Source organism: Polaromonas sp. P3_B4 (assembly GCF_056402835.1).
Genome location: NZ_JBFUGQ010000003.1, coordinates 302,585 through 318,885 on the forward strand (window position 1 = coordinate 302,585; position 16,301 = coordinate 318,885).

At 61.6% G+C, this 16,301-nt stretch carries 14 protein-coding genes; 4 read left to right on the forward strand and 10 right to left on the reverse strand.

What is annotated here, in order from left to right; all coding sequences use genetic code 11:
* Window positions 1–113 precede the first annotated feature (113 nt).
* From AC1DVV_RS21090 to AC1DVV_RS21100, 3 genes are all read right to left on the reverse strand, one after another.
* Window positions 114–1,283: an MFS transporter gene (locus AC1DVV_RS21090; RefSeq protein ID WP_457281929.1), complete on the reverse strand. Its 1,170-nt coding sequence runs from the start codon at window positions 1,281–1,283 to the stop codon at window positions 114–116.
* A complete protein-coding gene (locus tag AC1DVV_RS21095) occupies window positions 1,280–2,044 on the reverse strand; it encodes a 16S rRNA (uracil(1498)-N(3))-methyltransferase (protein ID WP_457281930.1) in 765 nt (254 codons plus the stop codon). Before AC1DVV_RS21095 ends, AC1DVV_RS21090 begins: the two co-directional genes overlap by 4 nt.
* A gap of 102 nt (window positions 2,045–2,146) precedes the next feature.
* Window positions 2,147–3,319, reverse strand: a complete 1,173-nt coding sequence (locus tag AC1DVV_RS21100; protein WP_477689731.1) for an aminoglycoside phosphotransferase family protein — start codon at window positions 3,317–3,319, stop codon at window positions 2,147–2,149.
* Window positions 3,320–3,436: 117 nt separating this feature from the next.
* Here AC1DVV_RS21100 and AC1DVV_RS21105 point away from each other — a divergent pair, with 117 nt between their 5' ends.
* From AC1DVV_RS21105 to AC1DVV_RS21120, 4 genes are all read left to right on the forward strand, one after another.
* Complete coding sequence (locus tag AC1DVV_RS21105) at window positions 3,437–5,893, forward strand: LPS-assembly protein LptD (protein WP_457281932.1); 2,457 nt, start codon at window positions 3,437–3,439, stop codon at window positions 5,891–5,893.
* Window positions 5,886–7,304, forward strand: coding sequence for a peptidylprolyl isomerase (locus tag AC1DVV_RS21110; RefSeq protein WP_457282088.1), 1,419 nt, complete (start codon window positions 5,886–5,888; stop codon window positions 7,302–7,304). Before AC1DVV_RS21105 ends, AC1DVV_RS21110 begins: the two co-directional genes overlap by 8 nt.
* 127 nt (window positions 7,305–7,431) lie before the next feature.
* Window positions 7,432–8,211 (forward strand): 16S rRNA (adenine(1518)-N(6)/adenine(1519)-N(6))-dimethyltransferase RsmA, encoded by a 780-nt coding sequence (rsmA, locus tag AC1DVV_RS21115; RefSeq protein ID WP_477667064.1) that lies wholly within the window; start codon window positions 7,432–7,434, stop codon window positions 8,209–8,211.
* Window positions 8,212–8,229: 18 nt separating this feature from the next.
* On the forward strand, window positions 8,230–8,931 hold the full coding sequence (locus tag AC1DVV_RS21120) for a glycosyltransferase family 25 protein (RefSeq protein ID WP_477689733.1): 702 nt from the start codon (window positions 8,230–8,232) through the stop codon (window positions 8,929–8,931).
* A 270-nt stretch (window positions 8,932–9,201) separates the two neighbouring features.
* Here the strand turns inward: AC1DVV_RS21120 and AC1DVV_RS21125 are convergent, their stop codons facing one another.
* From AC1DVV_RS21125 to AC1DVV_RS21155, 7 genes are all read right to left on the reverse strand, one after another.
* Window positions 9,202–9,651: a barstar family protein gene (locus AC1DVV_RS21125; protein WP_348050784.1), complete on the reverse strand. Its 450-nt coding sequence runs from the start codon at window positions 9,649–9,651 to the stop codon at window positions 9,202–9,204.
* A gap of 54 nt (window positions 9,652–9,705) precedes the next feature.
* Window positions 9,706–10,101, reverse strand: coding sequence for a guanyl-specific ribonuclease (locus AC1DVV_RS21130; protein WP_457282089.1), 396 nt, complete (start codon window positions 10,099–10,101; stop codon window positions 9,706–9,708).
* A gap of 178 nt (window positions 10,102–10,279) precedes the next feature.
* Window positions 10,280–12,610, reverse strand: a complete 2,331-nt coding sequence (locus tag AC1DVV_RS21135) for an NADP-dependent malic enzyme (RefSeq protein ID WP_457281935.1) — start codon at window positions 12,608–12,610, stop codon at window positions 10,280–10,282.
* A 241-nt stretch (window positions 12,611–12,851) separates the two neighbouring features.
* A complete protein-coding gene (locus AC1DVV_RS21140) occupies window positions 12,852–13,568 on the reverse strand; it encodes an ABC transporter ATP-binding protein (protein WP_457281936.1) in 717 nt (238 codons plus the stop codon).
* Complete coding sequence (locus AC1DVV_RS21145; protein WP_457281937.1) at window positions 13,561–14,340, reverse strand: ABC transporter ATP-binding protein; 780 nt, start codon at window positions 14,338–14,340, stop codon at window positions 13,561–13,563. The genes AC1DVV_RS21140 and AC1DVV_RS21145 overlap by 8 nt, the downstream gene beginning before the upstream one ends.
* Complete coding sequence (locus AC1DVV_RS21150; protein ID WP_477667067.1) at window positions 14,337–15,305, reverse strand: branched-chain amino acid ABC transporter permease; 969 nt, start codon at window positions 15,303–15,305, stop codon at window positions 14,337–14,339. Before AC1DVV_RS21150 ends, AC1DVV_RS21145 begins: the two co-directional genes overlap by 4 nt.
* The gene (locus tag AC1DVV_RS21155) at window positions 15,306–16,178 is read right to left on the reverse strand and encodes a branched-chain amino acid ABC transporter permease (RefSeq protein WP_457281939.1); all 873 of its coding nucleotides are present in this window, start codon (window positions 16,176–16,178) and stop codon (window positions 15,306–15,308) included.
* Window positions 16,179–16,301 lie beyond the last annotated feature (123 nt).

Consider the following 16,301-nt stretch of genomic DNA (forward strand, 5'->3'; position numbering starts at 1 on the left):
ATAAGAACGGGCGCAAACAGCTATAAAAACAATAGCAGTAACTGGCGACATCACCGGGTTCCATGCCCAGCCTGACCGCAATGTCGGACACGGTGCGAGGCGTAACCAGGTTCTCAGGCCTTCTGTCCCTTGCGTTGGCCGAGTGCAAGCCAGGCCAGCGCGGCGGCGGTGAGCCCCAGCGGCAGCAGTGACCCCAGGTTCAACAGCGCCCAGCCTTGGGTGGTCACCAGCACGCCGGAGGCCAGCGAGGAAACCGCCAGCACGGCAAAAATACAGAAATTGAGCGCGCCCTGCGCCTTGTCTTTTTCTTCCGGCCGATAGGTCTCAAGCGCCAGGGTGGTGCTGCCGGTGAAAAGAAAATTCCAGCCCAGACCCAGCAAAAAGAGCGCCGCCAGAAATTCCTTGAGCTCCACGCCCGAGAGCGCGATCAGCACGCACACCACGTTGAGCGCCAGACCCACCGCCATGATGGGCAAAGTGCCGAAGCGCCGGATCAGGTGACCGGTGAAAAAACCGGGTGCGAACATGCCGATCACGTGCCACTCCAGCACCAGCGCGACGCTGGAAAACGGCAGGCCGCAAACCTGCATGGCAATTGGCGTGGCCGCCATCAGCAGGTTCATCACGCCAAAGCCCAGGGCACCGGCTGCGGCGGCCACGATGAAGATCGGCTGCCGCATGATTTCGCGAAGTGGCCGGCCACCGCGGCTGGCATGCGCCTCGGGCGGCGGCGGAAACCGGATGAATGCCAGCAGCGCCATCGACAGCAGCGCCACGCCGGCCAGCGCCAGGTAGGCGCCTGCAAAGGGCACGTCGGTCAGCCCCCGCGTAGAGGCCGCCAGGTTGGGCCCGGCGACGGCGCCCAGCAGGCCGCCTGCCATGACCAGGGAAATGGCCTTCTCGCGAAAGGCCGGCAGGGCGAGCTCGGCCGCGGCAAAGCGGTAGAGCTGGGCATTGGCGCTGTAGTAGCCCGCCACCACTGTGGCGGCCACCAGAAGCCAGAAATTTTTGCTGTAAGCCGCATAGCAGCACAGCAGGGCCGAGGCGGCGGCCACCAGCAGGCCCAGCTGGAAGGAAATCTTGCGCCCGAAGCGCATTTGCGTGCGCGCCACCACGGACGTGGACAGCGCGCCACCCACCACATAGCCCATGACGGGCAGTGTCGCCATCCAGCCCAGCGGCGCCAGGTTCAGGCCGACCAGGCCGTTGATGGCGATGAAGGTGACGTTGTTGGTGAGAAAGAGGCCCTGGCAGACGGCCAGCAGCCAGAGATTGCGGTTCATGGCGTGCCGCTTGTCACTGCGAGAAACGACAGGCAGGCGAGCGGTGCGGTTTCGGCCCGAAGCACGCGCGGGCCGAGGGTGACGGCCGCAAAGCCGCAAGCCATGGCCGCAGCCTCTTCAGCCGCGCTGAGGCCGCCCTCGGGACCGCTCAGGAAGGTCAGTGCGCCGGCACCAGCTGCGGCCACCGCTTCGGCCAGCGGCCGGCTGCCGTCTTGTAATGAGAGTAGCAGCCGGGTGCCGCCAGCTGCGCCCTGCCCCGCGCCTTTGAGCCAGTCAGACAGGTTAGCGACGTCGTGAACGGGTGGTATGCGGCTGCGGCCGCATTGCTCGCAGGCCGCGACGGCGACGCCCCGCCAGTGCGCGATTTTTTTGTCGGCTCGCTCACCCTTGATGCGCAGCACGCTGCGCTCGCTCATCAAGGGCTGGATGCTGGCCACGCCCAATTCGGCGGCTTTTTCAATCAGCCAGTCCATGCGGTCATTGGCGGGCATGCCGACGGCCAGGTGAATGGAACGGCTGGCTTCGCGTGCCGTGGCGGTGTAGCCGCCGATAAGGACCTCCACATCGCTGCGGCCCATGCGCTCGACGGTGGCTGCAAATTCCCCTTCGCTGCCGGGCTGGCCGTTGCCTTGGCCGTTGAATATTGTCAGGGCGTCGCCGGGCTGCATCCGCAAGACCTGGACGTGGCGCGCAGTGGATGGCGGCAGGCTGACGATGCTGCCAGACGCCAGCGCGATGTCAGCGAAAAACCGGGCGGTCATGGTGCTGGTGCAGGAAGATGCATTGTTAGGTGCTTGCTGTGAATGCTATAAAAATAATAGCTGCTTGCGCAGAGCCAGTGGGCGCTATGGCCTGATTGTGCATCAGAAGGTGTAGCCCACACGGGTTTCATTGCCCTCAATCTCGTCGAGCAGCACCATCAGCGGCCCGAGCTGCCGGTAGCGCGCAGCGGTGTTGCGGGCGTATTTGATGAAGCGGGGTGTGTCGGCCAGGTATTTGGGCTTGCCGTCACGCAGCGTGAGGCGCGCAAAGATGCCCAGAATCTTGAGGTGGCGCTGCAGGCCCATCCATTCCACGGCCCGGTAAAACTCGCCAAAATCGTCACCGACCGGCAGGCCGGCCTTGCGGGCTTTTTGCCAATAGCGCACGGTGATGTCCAGTACGAAATCTTCTTCCCAGCTCAGGAAGGCGTCGCGCATCAGGCTGGCGATGTCGTAGGTGATGGGGCCGTAGACCGCGTCCTGAAAGTCCAGCACCCCAAGGCCTGTCGCGCCGCGCTCAGGGGCCGTGAAATTTTCCGACGGGCCGCCCCTAGGAAAATTAGCCCCTTGAGGGGGCAGCGTAGTACGCGAAGCGACAAGCGTGGGGGCTATCAGATTGCGGGGCATGAAGTCGCGGTGCACAAACACCCGTGCGCCATTGAGCGAATTCAGGTTGCTGGCCTTGATCTGTTCGAAGATGACGTTCAGCTTGTCCTGAAGGCCGGTGTCCAGCGCCAGCCCGCGATGTCTGGCGACATACCAGTCCGGAAAGAGCGACAGCTCGCGCGACAGGAGTGCATCGTCGTAGGGCGGAAGCACGCCGGGCGTGGAGGCGAGTTGCCAGCGCACCAAGGCCTCCACCGCATCTACATACAGGTCGTAGTGCGCCGGAGTGGGGCTGGCGATAGCATCAACCTCGGCGGGCGGTCTAATCGCTTCCATCATGGTCTGCGCACCCAGGTCGCTTAGCAGCATGAAGCCCATTGGCTCATCCCAGGCCAGTACGCGCGGGGCAATCAAGCCGGCGCCGCTCATCAGGCCGGCGACTTTGACGAAAGGTCTGCAATCTTCCTGCGCAGGTGGTGCGTCCATGACGATGTAACTGCCATCGCCTGTTGCTGCGTCCACCCGGAAGTAGCGGCGAAAACTTGCGTCAGCTGATGCCGGCCTGATGGTGTCGACCCGCAGATTGTGCTGGCGGGCAGCGGCAGTCAGCCAGGCTTCGAAGGTCATGGCACGTGCCGGGTCGGCCCAGGCAATGGAAGGGGTGGTCATGTTTCTGGAGTCCCTGCCAGCCCTGCAATTGGGCGCTGGTTCGACATTGTGGGGACGGGGTGGAGGGTCATGGATAATCAGGCCTGATTTTACAAACGGGTTTATCTCACATAAACGATGCGCCGCGCATCCCCTTCGCCCTTTATTCTTTCCCCGATAGCTCAAGCTGTCTCCACGCTGGTGGTTTGCGCAGCACTGGGGATGACGGGTGCCGGGACGGCGCACGCCCAAACTCCGGCTGCGTCACCTGCTCCTTTTCAGGCCCCTTCCGCTGTTCCCCCCGCGGACCGGCCCGCAGGCGACACCCCGAAACTCAAGTCTTCGCCCCAGCTGGCCGAGCAGGTTTCCAGCGATCCCCAGGACAAGGGCCCCACATTTGTTTTTGGCGACCGGATTTCCGGCCGCCCCGATCTTGAAACCGTGATTGACGGCAATGCGGAATTGCGCCGCGGGTCTACCGCCATCCGCGCGGACCGCATTGAGTACTACCAGCCCGAAGACCAACTCAAAAGCCGCGGCAATGTTCGCATCAACCGGGCGGGCAACAGGTTTGAGGGTCCCGAGCTGGAGATCAAGCTGGACCGGTTTGAAGGCTTTTTCACGACGCCGGCCTACCGCTTCCTCAGCAACAGCGGCAACGGCCAGGCGGAGCGGATCGATTTCATCGATGAAGGCCATTTGACGGCCCAGCGCGCCAGCTACACCACCTGCGAGCGCAATGACGAGGCCAGCTGGGAGCCCTCATGGGTATTGCGCGCCAGAAGCTTCGAGTTTGACCTGGACCGCGAAGTTGGTGTTGCCAATGGAGCCGTTGTGCGTTTCAAGGATGTGCCTATCCTGGCTTTTCCCCGGGTGAGTTTTCCGTTGAGCGACAAGCGCAAGTCGGGTCTTCTGCCGCCCTCCATCGGCATGGGCTCAATCAACGGGTTTGAGTATCGGCAACCTTATTACTTTGATATTGCGCCCAATCGGGACGCGACATTTTCACCGGCGATCATGACCAAACGCGGGGTGGACCTCGCCGGCGAATTCCGCTACCTGGAGCCGAAGTACACAGGCGAACTGCAGGGAAACTTCCTGCCCGGCGACAAGTTGCGCAACCGTGACCGCTGGTCCTACAGTTATCAGCACGTTGGTGCCATCAGCAGCGGCCTGTCATCCGTCGGCGACCTGGGCATCAACCTCAACCTGAACCGGGTGAGTGACAACGATTATTGGCGTGACTTTCCAGCTCTCAAGGGGGCGACCACCCAGCGCCTTCTGCCCCAGGACGCGAGTTTGTCGTGGACCCGCGGGTTCTTTTCTTCGTCCATGCGAACGCTCAAATGGCAGACATTGCAGGATGTCACTTCGCCCATCGTTCCGCCTTACGACCGCCTGCCCCAGTTTGCAGCGGCGTACACCCGTGTGGATGCGCCGGTGGTGGGATTGGGCAATGGCTTTGACTGGTCGGTGGAGGGCGACTTCACCCGTTTTTCCGCAGATCGCCAGCTCACCAACCAGCCCAATAGTGACCGGGCATTCACGCGGCTGCAACTGAGCCGCCCCTGGCTGCTGCCTGCGGGGTACATCACCCCCAAAGTGCAGCTGCATGCCACGAGTTACAAATTTGATTCAGCGTTGCCCAATGGTGCGACAACGGCGTCGCGTGTTGTGCCTACCTTCAGCCTGGACAGCGGCGTGCAGTTTGAACGTAATGCCGGGTTCCTGGGCCGGAACTTTACCCAGACACTGGAGCCCCGGGCGTTTTATGTGCGTACTCCCTATCGCGACCAGAGTCTGCTGCCCAACTACGACTCCGGGTCCAACGACTTCAACTTCGCCACGGTCTTTACCGAAAACGCATTTGTCGGTAATGACCGTATTTCAGACGCTAACCTGCTGACCCTGGGCGTTACCTCGCGTCTGCTGGATCCTGCGACCGGTGCTGAAGCTGTGCGTGTCGGCATTGCGCAGCGCTTTCGTTTTGAGGATCAGAAGGTGACCCTGCCGGGTGTATTGCCGGTCACCGACCGCATCAGCGACTTGCTGGTCGGGGCTTCCGTCAATTGGGTGCCGCAGTGGTCTTTCGACAGTACGGTTCAGTACAACCCGAAGACCAAGCAATCTGAGCGTGCGTCGATTGGCGTGCGCTACAACCCCAGCAATTACCGCGTCATCAGTGCCGCATTCCGGCGCCAGCGCAATGTCAGCGAGCAAATTGACGTGGGCTGGCAGTGGCCCATCAATGATTTGTGGGGCGACAAGGGAAAAGATCTGGGCGCTGGGCAGGGCCAGGGAGGCGGCCGCTACTATGCCGTTGGGCGCCTGAATTACAGCGTGCTGGACAAAAAACTGGTCGACTCGATCATCGGTGTTGAATACGATGGTTGCTGCTGGATAGGGCGCGTGGTTCTGCAGCGCTCTCAAACCGGGACCGGAAGCTCGGATACGAAAATCCTGTTTCAGCTTGAACTTGTGGGGTTTTCGCGCCTCGGTTCCAACCCCCTGGAAACCCTGAAGTCGAATGTTCCACGTTACCAATATCTGCGTGAGAATACCAGCACGCCAAGCCGCTTTACTACTTATGACTAATAACCGCGCCGTCCCAAGATTTTTTTTGAACTCCACTCAAGCCGCCACAACGGCCATGGCATTGTCGATTGTGCTGATGGTGGGTGCTCAGGCGCAGGGGTTGCGGCCATCGGGTACATTGCGCCTGCCCGACGCGGCCACGGGCTCCCGGACTGCGTCGGCGCAAGGAAGCGCGCAGCGGCAGGCTGACTTCATTGTTGCCGTGGTCAACTCCGAACCCATTACCAACAACGAGGTTCGAAGCAAGTTGATTCGGACCGAGCAACAAATGCTTCAGATGGGCGCGACAGTGCCGCCGCGCAGTGAAATGGTCGGACAAATTCTGGAACGCCTGATCAGCGACAAGGCGCAGCTGCAAATGGCGCGCAATTCGGGTCTGCGGGTCGATGACAATGCCGTCGAAGCTGCGGTCCAGACCGTCGCCAGCCAAAACCAGATCACGGTCGACGAGCTGCGCAATCGCCTGAAAGCGGACAGGATTGACTATGCCCAATTCCGCTCGGAATTGAGGGACGAGCTTTTGGTCAGCCGTTTGCGCCAACGCGAGCTGGAGACTCGTGCAACGGTCACGGAGCAGGAAGTCGACCAATTTCTGCGTGACCAGGATGGCGGCACCCCATCGTCTTCGCTGGCGCTCAACCTCGCGGAAATTCTGGTGGCCGTGCCGGAAAATGCCACGCCCGATCAAGTCGCAGCGCTGCAGGCCAAGGCCCAGCAGGTGATGGACCGTGCCCGCAACGGTGCAGACTTCACGGCACTGGCCGCCGAAGTTTCGGCGTCTCCCACGCGCGCTTCAGGGGGCCTGATGGGGTTGCGGACTGCAGACCGCTATCCGGATCTCTTTGTTGAGGCGACAAGCAAATTGCAGGCGGGGGGCCTGGCGGGGCCGGTTCGGAGCGGGGCGGGATTTCACATCCTCAAAGTCATCGAAAAACGGCAAGGCGGCATGCCCAGCATGATGGTGGCACAAACCCATGCCAGGCATATCCTGCTCCGGTTGACGCCACAGCTCAGTGAAGCCGCCGCAGTGGAGAAGCTGGCGGGTTTTAAAAGACGCATCCAGGCCGGGCAGGCTGATTTCGCAGCACTCGCACGTGAGAACAGCGACGATGCCTCCGCAAAGGAAGGCGGTGACCTCGGCTGGGCAAGTACCGGCATGTTTGTGCCTGAGTTCGAGAAAGTCATGAACGGCCTGGCGCCCAATCAGGTCTCGGATCCCTTGGTATCCCGTTTTGGCGTCCATCTTATTCAGGTGCTTGAACGCCGCGAGACCCAGCTATCGCAACGTGAACAGCGGGAGATGGCGCGCGGTGTGCTGCGCGAGAAAAAGCAAAACGAAGCCTATGCACTGTGGATCCAGGAGATTCGGGGCCGCGCCTATGTGGAGTACCGTGACGCACCGCAGCTGTGAAGATCGCCTCAGGCCTTCCTTAAGGTTCCATTCGCGCTGCGTGGGCGGGTCAACTTTCCGGCTGACTTCTCCAAAAAACGGCAGTCTTGTTTGTATGCCAGTCTGGCGGCTTTAGGTCGCCCCCAATGTGAAACATATTCCGCGCAAGCGTTTTGGCCAGCATTTCCTGACGGACCAAGGCGTCATTGAGGGGATTGTGCAGGCGATTGCTCCACGTCCAGGACAGGCCATGGTGGAGATCGGGCCTGGATTGGCTGCGCTGACCCAACCCTTGGTTGAACGGGTGGGGCACTTGACGGTCATTGAGCTGGACCGCGATCTTGCCCGCCAGTTGCGATTGCACCCCCAGCTTGCCGTGGTTGAGTCCGACGTGTTGAAAGTGGATGTCCGCCAGCTGGCGCGAACGGCCTGTGCCGAAGGGCAAAAACTTCGGGTGGTCGGCAATCTCCCCTACAACATTTCCACACCCATCCTGTTTCATTTGCTGGATGCCGTGGAGGTCATAGAAGACCAGCACTTCATGTTGCAAAAAGAAGTGATAGACCGGATGGTGGCGGTGCCAGCTACCAGCGATTACAGCCGGCTCAGCGTGATGCTGCAGTGGCGCTACGCGATGGAAAACGTGCTGTTCGTGCCGCCGCACAGTTTTGATCCGCCGCCGCGGGTCGATAGCGCCGTGGTGCGCATGGTGCCGCATGCAGCGCCTGTGGCGCTGGACGTCAAGCTCCTGAGTGAGCTGGTGCAGGTCGCCTTTAGCCAGCGCCGCAAGTTGCTGCGCCACACCTTGGGAAAGTGGCTGGACAGCCACGGTTTTGGCGGGCAGTTTGATGTCCAGCGGCGCGCTGAAGAAGTCGGGGTGACCGAGTATGTGGCCCTGGCGCGGAGCGTAGCGCAACTGCGCAATTAGCTGTTCGGTACACCTGATATGAAGATATTTGTCATCTCACTTCCCGAGGCGACCACCAGGCGAGCGACTATTGACCGGCAAATGATGGCGCTGGGGCTGCGCTATAGCCTGATTGATGGTGTGCGAGTCGACCCAGAACGGCTGGCCGAGGTAGGCTACAGCGAAAGTGCGCGTCGGATTCGTTATGGTTACAGCATGTCGCCCGGGGAGGTCGGCTGTTTTCTGGCGCATCAGGATGCCTGGAGAGCAGTGCTGGCCGAGGGCGAAAAATGCCTGGTGCTGGAAGATGACGTATTAATTCCAACGCTAAGTACGGCGTTGCTCGCCCAGCTTGAATTGGCACCGTATCCCATGGTCAGGCTCGCAGGCGTCTTTGAGAAACGGCACAAATTCATCGGCGACACACCCTACGCAAAGTACTGGGGTGACCCTTCCGGCGCGGCGGCTTATGTGCTGGGACCGCGAGAGGCCGCGGAGCTGATACGGCGATCAACGCGGTTTTACATGGCCGTTGACGACTTTATGGAGGCGAGGCATTTACACGGTATCAACACCTATGCCTTGTTGCCCTATCCGGTCCGCCAGGCGGGAACCGACACGCAAATCGGCCATCGGGTTCGACCGCGATTGTCCGGCATCGCGCGTCTTCAGCTGATGCTGGTGCGCATCCCGATTGATATCAGCAAATATTTTCACCGCATTCTTTACTACATGTTTTAAGTCGCGGCGCGGTGCTGTCGGATGCGGCCGTTGCCTTAACTTCCGGCCTGGCGAAAAAAAGCCCGCAACAAGCGGGCCTTTTGTGAACCGGACAGCGCGCCTTTTTTCAGGCAGCTGCCAGCCAGTAACCCGCATTAAACGGGCTGCTCATGCGCAACGCCAGTGGCGACACGTCTACCAATTTGTCGGTCGGCATGATTTCTTCGCCTTCCGCGGTTGCTTGCTGGGCCTCATTCGCCCGATCCCCTTGGCCAATGTCTGGGGAGCGGGCTACAGAAAAGAATAGAAACATCTGAACGGTATCTTGCGATCCGCCCAGTAATCAGAGGCATCCCGGAAGATGTCGAGCAACTGCTCGCGCGCTTCCTTGTCAAATTTGGCGTTGGCCGGAATTTGCTCGAGCACGACAATAAAGCCGGGTTGCGGGCCTGACTTGTGGACCAGGTCCGTCATGCAGTCGTACAGTGCGTCGAAGTTTTTGCCGAAATGCGCCGGAAAGGTGTACTGCGCCGCAATCATGTCCAGCACGTCCTGCTTGCTCTGGGCGTTGCCCAGGTTGGCGTACAGGAAATGCTGGTTTAAATGTGTCGCGGCATCCTGCAGGTCTTGCACCCGGAAGGCCCGTATGGATTGAACGATATTGGGACGTACGCCGCGCAAGGGCGTTTCACCGTCCTTGCGCAAAGGCGTTTCGTTGTCCCGACGAAGTGGTGTATCCATCTCCGCTACTCTTTCTCTTAAGTCAAAAACTCAAAATAACGATCACAGTTCAATTTATTGAACGATTTTGCGAAAACTCGCATAGTGATCGTCGGTGTAATAACAGGCATCAGGTGCGACAGGTTTCAAGCCACCACAAACGATGCGCCGGGCTCCCCGGCTGCGCTCACCGGGCGTTCTGACGGTGTATTCGCGGTAGTAACCGCGACTTTGAGCCGGTAGAAGTCGTTCCCGGTTCCCAAACACCACGCCGTCCTTTTCATGCTTGAAAGGCCCGCCCTGGTAGATCAGCACCATCATGTCGCGTCCCTGGGGGGGCAATTGGACGGTCGCTATGGTCCCGATCGGAACCGGGCCCTTTGCCTGCACCATGCTGGGGATTGACCCGGCCAGACCGGTTGCCAAAACCAGCAACATGGCCGTTTTGGCCGCCCACCCATTGCGCAACATGAAAAAAACCTTTTTCTCGAATTCAGAGTTACCCACCGATTTTTCGGGTTAACCCTTAAATTTCAAGAGAGGTAGTTTGCCGCATGTGGCTAAAAAACGCAAGTGGATGCTGAAAATTTAGGCAGTAAAGAGAGAGGTCATTGATGCACTAAGTTAGTGCTAGCTATCTAATTTTGGCTCATCGACTCGCATTGGCATCCGCTACCGTCAGTGCGGTCATGTTGACAATACGGCGCACCGTTGCCGTAGCGGTCAGGATGTGCATGGGCTTGTTTGCCCCCAGCAAAACCGGGCCGATGGCGATATTGCCACCCGCCGCTGTTTTCAGCAGGTTGTAGGAAATGTTCGCTGCATCAATATTGGGCAGTACCAGGAGGTTGGCCTCACCCGTCAGGGTGCTGTTCGGCATGATGAGGGCGCGTGCATCGGCGTCCAGTGCCATGTCGCCATGCATCTCCCCGTCAACCTCAAGCCATGGCGCTTTCTCGCGCAGCAACTCCAGCGTGCGGCGCATTTTCAGGGCGCTGGGCAGGTTGGAAGAGCCAAAATTCGAATGCGACAGCAGAGCCGCCTTGGGCTTGATGCCAAAGCGCATCATTTCCTCGGCCGCCATGGTGGTGATCTCCGCGAGCTGTTCCGCAGTCGGATCGCAGTTGACGTGCGTATCGAGCAGGAACACCTGGCGCCCCGGAAGCAACAAGCCGTTCATGCAGGCATAGGTGTTGACGCCTTCGCGCTTGCCGATGACCTGATCCAGATAGTCCAGATGATGGGCCGTCGTGCCCCAGGTGCCGCAAATCAGCCCGTCCACGTCGCCTTTGTGCAGCAACATGCCGGCGATCAATGTGAGGCGGCGGCGCATTTCGATTTTGGCGATCTGCACCGTCACACCACGGCGTTCCATGAGGCGGTGATAGGTTTGCCAGAAGTCGCGGTAGCGATGATCCTGCTCGACATTGACGACGTCGTAGTCGAGCTCCTCCTTAAGGCGCAGGCCGAATTTTTCGATGCGTTGGGCAATGATGGCGGGCCGGCCGATCAGTGTCGGGCGTGCGAGTCCTTCATCCACCACGATCTGGCAGGCACGCAGCACGCGTTCTTCCTCACCCTCGGCATAGGCCACACGCTTGCGGCTGGCGGCCTTGGCGGCCGCGAAAATCGGTTTCATCACCGTGCCCGAGGCGTAGACAAAGCTTTGCAGCCGCTCGCGGTAAGCGTTCATGTCCTGAATGGGCCGCAGGGCCACCCCGCTGTCGGCCGCCGCCTGCGCGACGGCGGGCGCGATCTTCATCATGAGGCGCGGATCGAAAGGCTTGGGAATCAGGTATTCGGGCCCGAACGCCAGCTTTTCACCCACGTAGGCGGCTGCCACGACTTCACTTTGCTCGGCCTGCGCCAGCTCGGCTATGGCGTGTACAGCCGCGATTTCCATCTCGATGGTGATGGTGGAGGCCCCGGCATCCAGTGCGCCGCGGAAGATGTAGGGAAAGCACAGGACGTTGTTGACCTGATTCGGGTAGTCGGTGCGGCCGGTCGCCATGATGGCGTCGTCGCGCACGGTCCGGACGTCCTCCGGCGTGATCTCGGGATTGGGATTGGCCAGCGCCAGGATGATGGGCTTGGCGGCCATTTTGGCGACCATGTCTTTCTTGAGCACGCCACCGGCGGAAAGGCCCAGGAAGATGTCCGCGCCAGCGATGACGTCGGCAAGCGTGCGTGCATCGGTCTTCTGCGCGAACTGGATCTTGTCTTCGTCCATCAGCTCGGTGCGGCCTTCATAGACCACGCCGGCCAGATCGGTCACGAACACGTTTTCGCGCTGGATGCCCAGCTTGAGCAACAGGTTCAGGCAAGCCAGGGCGGCCGCGCCCGCGCCGGACGTCACGAGCTTGACTTGCCCCGGACCTTTGCCGACAACCTTGAGCGCATTCAGGACGGCCGCACCTACGGTGATGGCGGTACCGTGCTGGTCATCATGGAAGACCGGGATCTTCATGCGCTTGCGCAGCTCACGCTCGATATAAAAACAGTCGGGCGCCTTGATGTCTTCAAGGTTGATGGCGCCGAAGGTCGGCTCCAGCGAAGCAATGATGTCGACCAGCTTGGCCGGGTCTTTTTCGTCGATCTCAATGTCGAACACATCCACGCCGGCGAACTTCTTGAACAGCACGCCCTTGCCTTCCATGACCGGCTTGGAGGCCAAAGGGCCGATGTCGCCCAGGCCCAGCACGGCGGTGCCGTTGGTCACGACAGCCACAAGGTTGCCGCGGCTGGTGTACTTGAAGGCGTTATTCGGGTCCTTGACAATTTCTTCGCAAGGTGCGGCGACGCCTGGCGAATAAGCCAGGGCCAGGTCGCGCTGGTTGGTCAGCTGTTTGGTCGCTGCGATGGCGATCTTGCCCGGGGTCGGAAACTCGTGGTATTCAAGTGCGGCGAGGCGCAATTCGGCGCGTTTTTCTTCGCGATTGGCTTCAGTGCTATTGGGCGTCGCGGTGGGGGGTGTCGGCATCAGCAAGGTCTCCAGCGGAAACGGTCGGGTCGACCGTCAATTTCTTGTAAGGTCTGCGATTGTAGGCCGTCGGAGGGGAAAACCCTAGTAAGTGAATCTACGCAAAAAGGTGTATTGCTTTTGACTTTTCAGCACAGAAAGCCGCTTTGCCGCGGAGCTCATTCACGATGGCGGCGCGTAGCCGTTTTTTGAGCGCTTTAAGCGCGAAATAAAAAAAGCCAGGTTGGCGGGCCTGCGCCGCTCAGCGCGCAACACCCAGCAAATGGTCCAGGCGCTCGGGCTGCTCGCGCAACGCCTGGGCCGTTCCGGTGTGGACTACCATGCCGCGGTCCAGCACCACGGCGCTGTCGGAAATCGCCAGAATGGCTTGCGGGTGCTGCTCCACGATGATGGCGCTCAGGCCCTCTTCGCGCGTGATGCGGCGTATGGCGCGCAGCAGCTCCTCCACGATGATGGGCGCCAGGCCCTCCAGCGGTTCGTCGAGCAGCAGCAGCTTCGGGTTGAGTACCAGCGCCCGGCCCACAGCCAGCATCTGCTGCTCGCCGCCCGACAGCTGCGTGCCCAGGTTGCCCTTTCGCTCGGCCAGGCGCGGGAACATGGCGTACACGCCTTCGGGGTTCCATTTGCCCGGGCGCGCCACCGCCGTCAGGTTCTCGTGCACCGTCAGCGACTTGAAGATATTGCGCTCCTGCGGCACCCAGCCTATGCCGGCCGCCGCGCGTTCGTGCGAGGGCAAATGGTGCAACGCGACCATGGATGTGCCCGCCCCGAACGAGATGGCGCCGCCGTGCTGCCGCGTCGCGCCTGCCAGTGTGTTGATCAGCGTGGTTTTGCCGGTGCCGTTACGGCCCAGCAGCGCGAGCGTCTGTCCCTCGCCCAGTGCGAACGACACCTCGTGCAGCACCACTGCCTCACCGTAGCCGGCGCGCAGTTTGTCGACCTTGAGCAGTTCAGCCATGAGCCACCTCTTCGCCATGGCCCAGATAGACCGCCTTGACCTGAGGGTCGGCCGCGATTTCCTCAGGCGTACCCTCGGTCAGCAGCGTGCCGTTGACCAGTACCGTCATGGTGGTGGCGAAGCTGAACACCAGGTCCATGTCGTGCTCGATCAGCAGTACCGACACGTCAGCGGGCAGTGCGGCCACGGTCTGCAGCAGTTCTTCGCGCTCGCCGGCCGGCACACCCGCCACGGGTTCGTCGAGCAGCAGCACACGCGGCTCGCAGGCCAGCGCCACGGCGATTTCCAGCAAGCGGCGCTTTCCGTAGGCCAGCATGCGTGTCGGTTGATCCATCACTCCGGTCAGGTGAAACTGCTCCAGCAACTGTTCGCAGCGCTCGGCCACGCGCCGGTTGCGCCCCAGCGCCTGCCACCATTTCGCGCCGAGCCCCGCTTGTTGCGATACGGTCAGTGCCAGCGTTTCCAGCGGCGTGAGCGAATCGAAGAGCTGGTTGATCTGGAAGGTACGCACCATCCCGCGCTTGACGCGCTGGTGCGGCGCCAGCCGCGTGATATCTTCGCCGTCGAGGAGGATGCGGCCCTCGGTCGGCTGCAGAACGCCCGTCAGCAGGTTGACCAGCGTGGTCTTGCCCGCACCGTTCGGCCCTATCAGCGCATGGCGCGCGCCGCGACGCAGGTTCAGGCTCACGTTGTTGGTGGCGGCAATGCCACCGAAGCGCATCACCAGCCCTTGCGCGGACAGCACCGCGTCGCTGTGCGGCGCCGCGCTCATGGCTGGCCTCCGCGCTTAGGCAACCATGCCCAGGGCCGGACCAGGCGCTCGCGCCCCACCAGCACCAGCACCACCAGGAAGAGGCCTATCCAGAAGGTCCAGTACTGCGGCGTGATGGACGACAGCGCGTCCTGCATCAGCTTGAACACGATGGCCCCGGCTACGCCGCCATACAGCCAGCCAGCGCCGCCGACCACCAGGATCAGCAGCACATCGGCCGAACGATGAAACTCAAACAAATCCAGCGAGGCAAAGCCGGTGGTTTGCGTCATCAACGCTCCCGCGGCGCCCGCGACGCCGGCTGCCACCGTGTAGACCACGGTCAGCCGCGAAGCGACCGGAATGCCGATGGCCATGGCGCGCAGGCGGTTGTCGCGTATCGCCTTGAGTGTCGCGCCCAGCGGCGAATGCACGAGGCGACGCATCAGCACAAACAAAATGAGCAGCACGGCCAGCGAGTAATAGGCGGCGGTGCGGCCCGACAGGTCAAACTCGAAGCGGCCCAGCAGCGGGCCCATGACCACGCCTTGCAGGCCGTCGGCGCCGCCGGTCAGCCAGTCAAGCTTGTTGGCCAGCTCCAGCAGGATCAGCGCCACCCCCAGTGTCACCATGAGCCGTGTCAGGTCGCTGCCGCGCTGGATGGTGAGTGAACACACAGCACCCAGCAGTGTGGCGGTGGCGATGCCCACCGCCAGGCCCACCAGCGGGTCCGGCATGACCAGCTTGGCGAACAGCGCCGCCGCATAGCCGCCTATGCCGAAGAAGGCTGCATGGCCCAGCGAGACGATGCCGGTGTAACCCAGCACCAGATCCAGCGACACCGCGAACAGCGCGACGATGGCGATCTCATTGATGATGGACGCGTGGCTGGGCATCAGCACTGGCGCGGCGAAGGCGGCGAGCCAGAGCACCGGTTCCCAGAGCTTCCAGCGGCTGTTTTTAAGCAGGGACGTTTGAGTGTTCATTTATCTGCCGCCCTTGCGCACAAAGAGGCCCTGCGGCCGCCAGATCAAAATCACGATCATCAGGCTGTAAACGATGAAGGCCCCCAGCTTGGGGATGTAGTACTTGCCCGCCACGTCGGCAATGCCCAGCAGCAGCGCGGCCAGCAGCGGCCCGGTGATCGACGTGGTGCCGCCCACGGCCACCACGATCAGGAAGTAAATCATGAACTTGAGCGGAAAGCTCGGATCCAGCCCCAGCACTTCGGCGCCCAGCGCGCCGCCCAGGCCGGCCAGTCCCGAGCCGACGGCGAAGGTCGAAAGGAACACGATGTTGACGTTGATGCCCAGGCCGGCCGCCACGCGCTGGTCGTCCACCGAGGCACGCAAGCGGCTGCCGAAGCGCGTGCGAGTCAGCACGTATTGCAGGCCCAGCGTGAGCGCGGCGCACACCGCAATGATGAACAGCCGGTAGTGGCCCATGCCCAGCATCCAGGCGCCGCTGCCGATCTCGGTGCGGCCCTTGAGCCATTGGGGCAGCTGCACGATCTGCTGCGTCGAGCCGACGAAGTAGTCCACGCTGGCCACCGCCATGAACACCAGGCCGATCGAAAACAGCACCTGGTCCAGGTGCGGCTTGTTGTACAGCGGCCGGTACAGCGTGCGCTCCAGCACAGCGCCCAGCAGCGCTGAGCCGGCGAAGGCCAGCGGCAGGCACAGCAAAAAAGGCACGCCGAAGTGCTGCATCAGCAACACGGTGATGTAGCCGCCGGCCATCGCGAAAGCGCCATGCGCGAGGTTGATGAAATTCATCAGGCCCATGGTCACCGCCAGGCCCACCGCCAGGATGAACAGCAGCATGCCGTAGGCGATTCCGTCAAAAAGAAGGGTCAGCATGCTTTGGCCAGAGGATCAGTGTTTGCTTGAGAGAGGTCCGTGCCAGGAATACCGCGGAACCGGCTTCGCCGGGCCGCTGGTGTTGCCCCCAGCAGGGGGAAGGCGACGCGAAGCGGCGCTTCG

Bases quoted from the DNA above. Each gene is read 5' to 3' on its own strand.
- AC1DVV_RS21090 (WP_457281929.1), bottom strand. From the start codon at position 1,283: ATGAACCGCAATCTCTGGCTGCTGGCCGTCTGCCAGGGCCTCTTTCTC.
- AC1DVV_RS21095 (WP_457281930.1), bottom strand. From the start codon at position 2,044: ATGACCGCCCGGTTTTTCGCTGACATCGCGCTGGCGTCTGGCAGCATC.
- AC1DVV_RS21100 (WP_477689731.1), bottom strand. From the start codon at position 3,319: ATGACCACCCCTTCCATTGCCTGGGCCGACCCGGCACGTGCCATGACC.
- AC1DVV_RS21105 (WP_457281932.1), top strand. From the start codon at position 3,437: ATGCGCCGCGCATCCCCTTCGCCCTTTATTCTTTCCCCGATAGCTCAA.
- AC1DVV_RS21110 (WP_457282088.1), top strand. From the start codon at position 5,886: ATGACTAATAACCGCGCCGTCCCAAGATTTTTTTTGAACTCCACTCAA.
- AC1DVV_RS21120 (WP_477689733.1), top strand. From the start codon at position 8,230: ATGAAGATATTTGTCATCTCACTTCCCGAGGCGACCACCAGGCGAGCG.
- AC1DVV_RS21125 (WP_348050784.1), bottom strand. From the start codon at position 9,651: ATGGATACACCACTTCGTCGGGACAACGAAACGCCTTTGCGCAAGGAC.
- AC1DVV_RS21130 (WP_457282089.1), bottom strand. From the start codon at position 10,101: ATGTTGCGCAATGGGTGGGCGGCCAAAACGGCCATGTTGCTGGTTTTG.
- AC1DVV_RS21135 (WP_457281935.1), bottom strand. From the start codon at position 12,610: ATGCCGACACCCCCCACCGCGACGCCCAATAGCACTGAAGCCAATCGC.
- AC1DVV_RS21140 (WP_457281936.1), bottom strand. From the start codon at position 13,568: ATGGCTGAACTGCTCAAGGTCGACAAACTGCGCGCCGGCTACGGTGAG.
- AC1DVV_RS21145 (WP_457281937.1), bottom strand. From the start codon at position 14,340: ATGAGCGCGGCGCCGCACAGCGACGCGGTGCTGTCCGCGCAAGGGCTG.
- AC1DVV_RS21150 (WP_477667067.1), bottom strand. From the start codon at position 15,305: ATGAACACTCAAACGTCCCTGCTTAAAAACAGCCGCTGGAAGCTCTGG.
- AC1DVV_RS21155 (WP_457281939.1), bottom strand. From the start codon at position 16,178: ATGCTGACCCTTCTTTTTGACGGAATCGCCTACGGCATGCTGCTGTTC.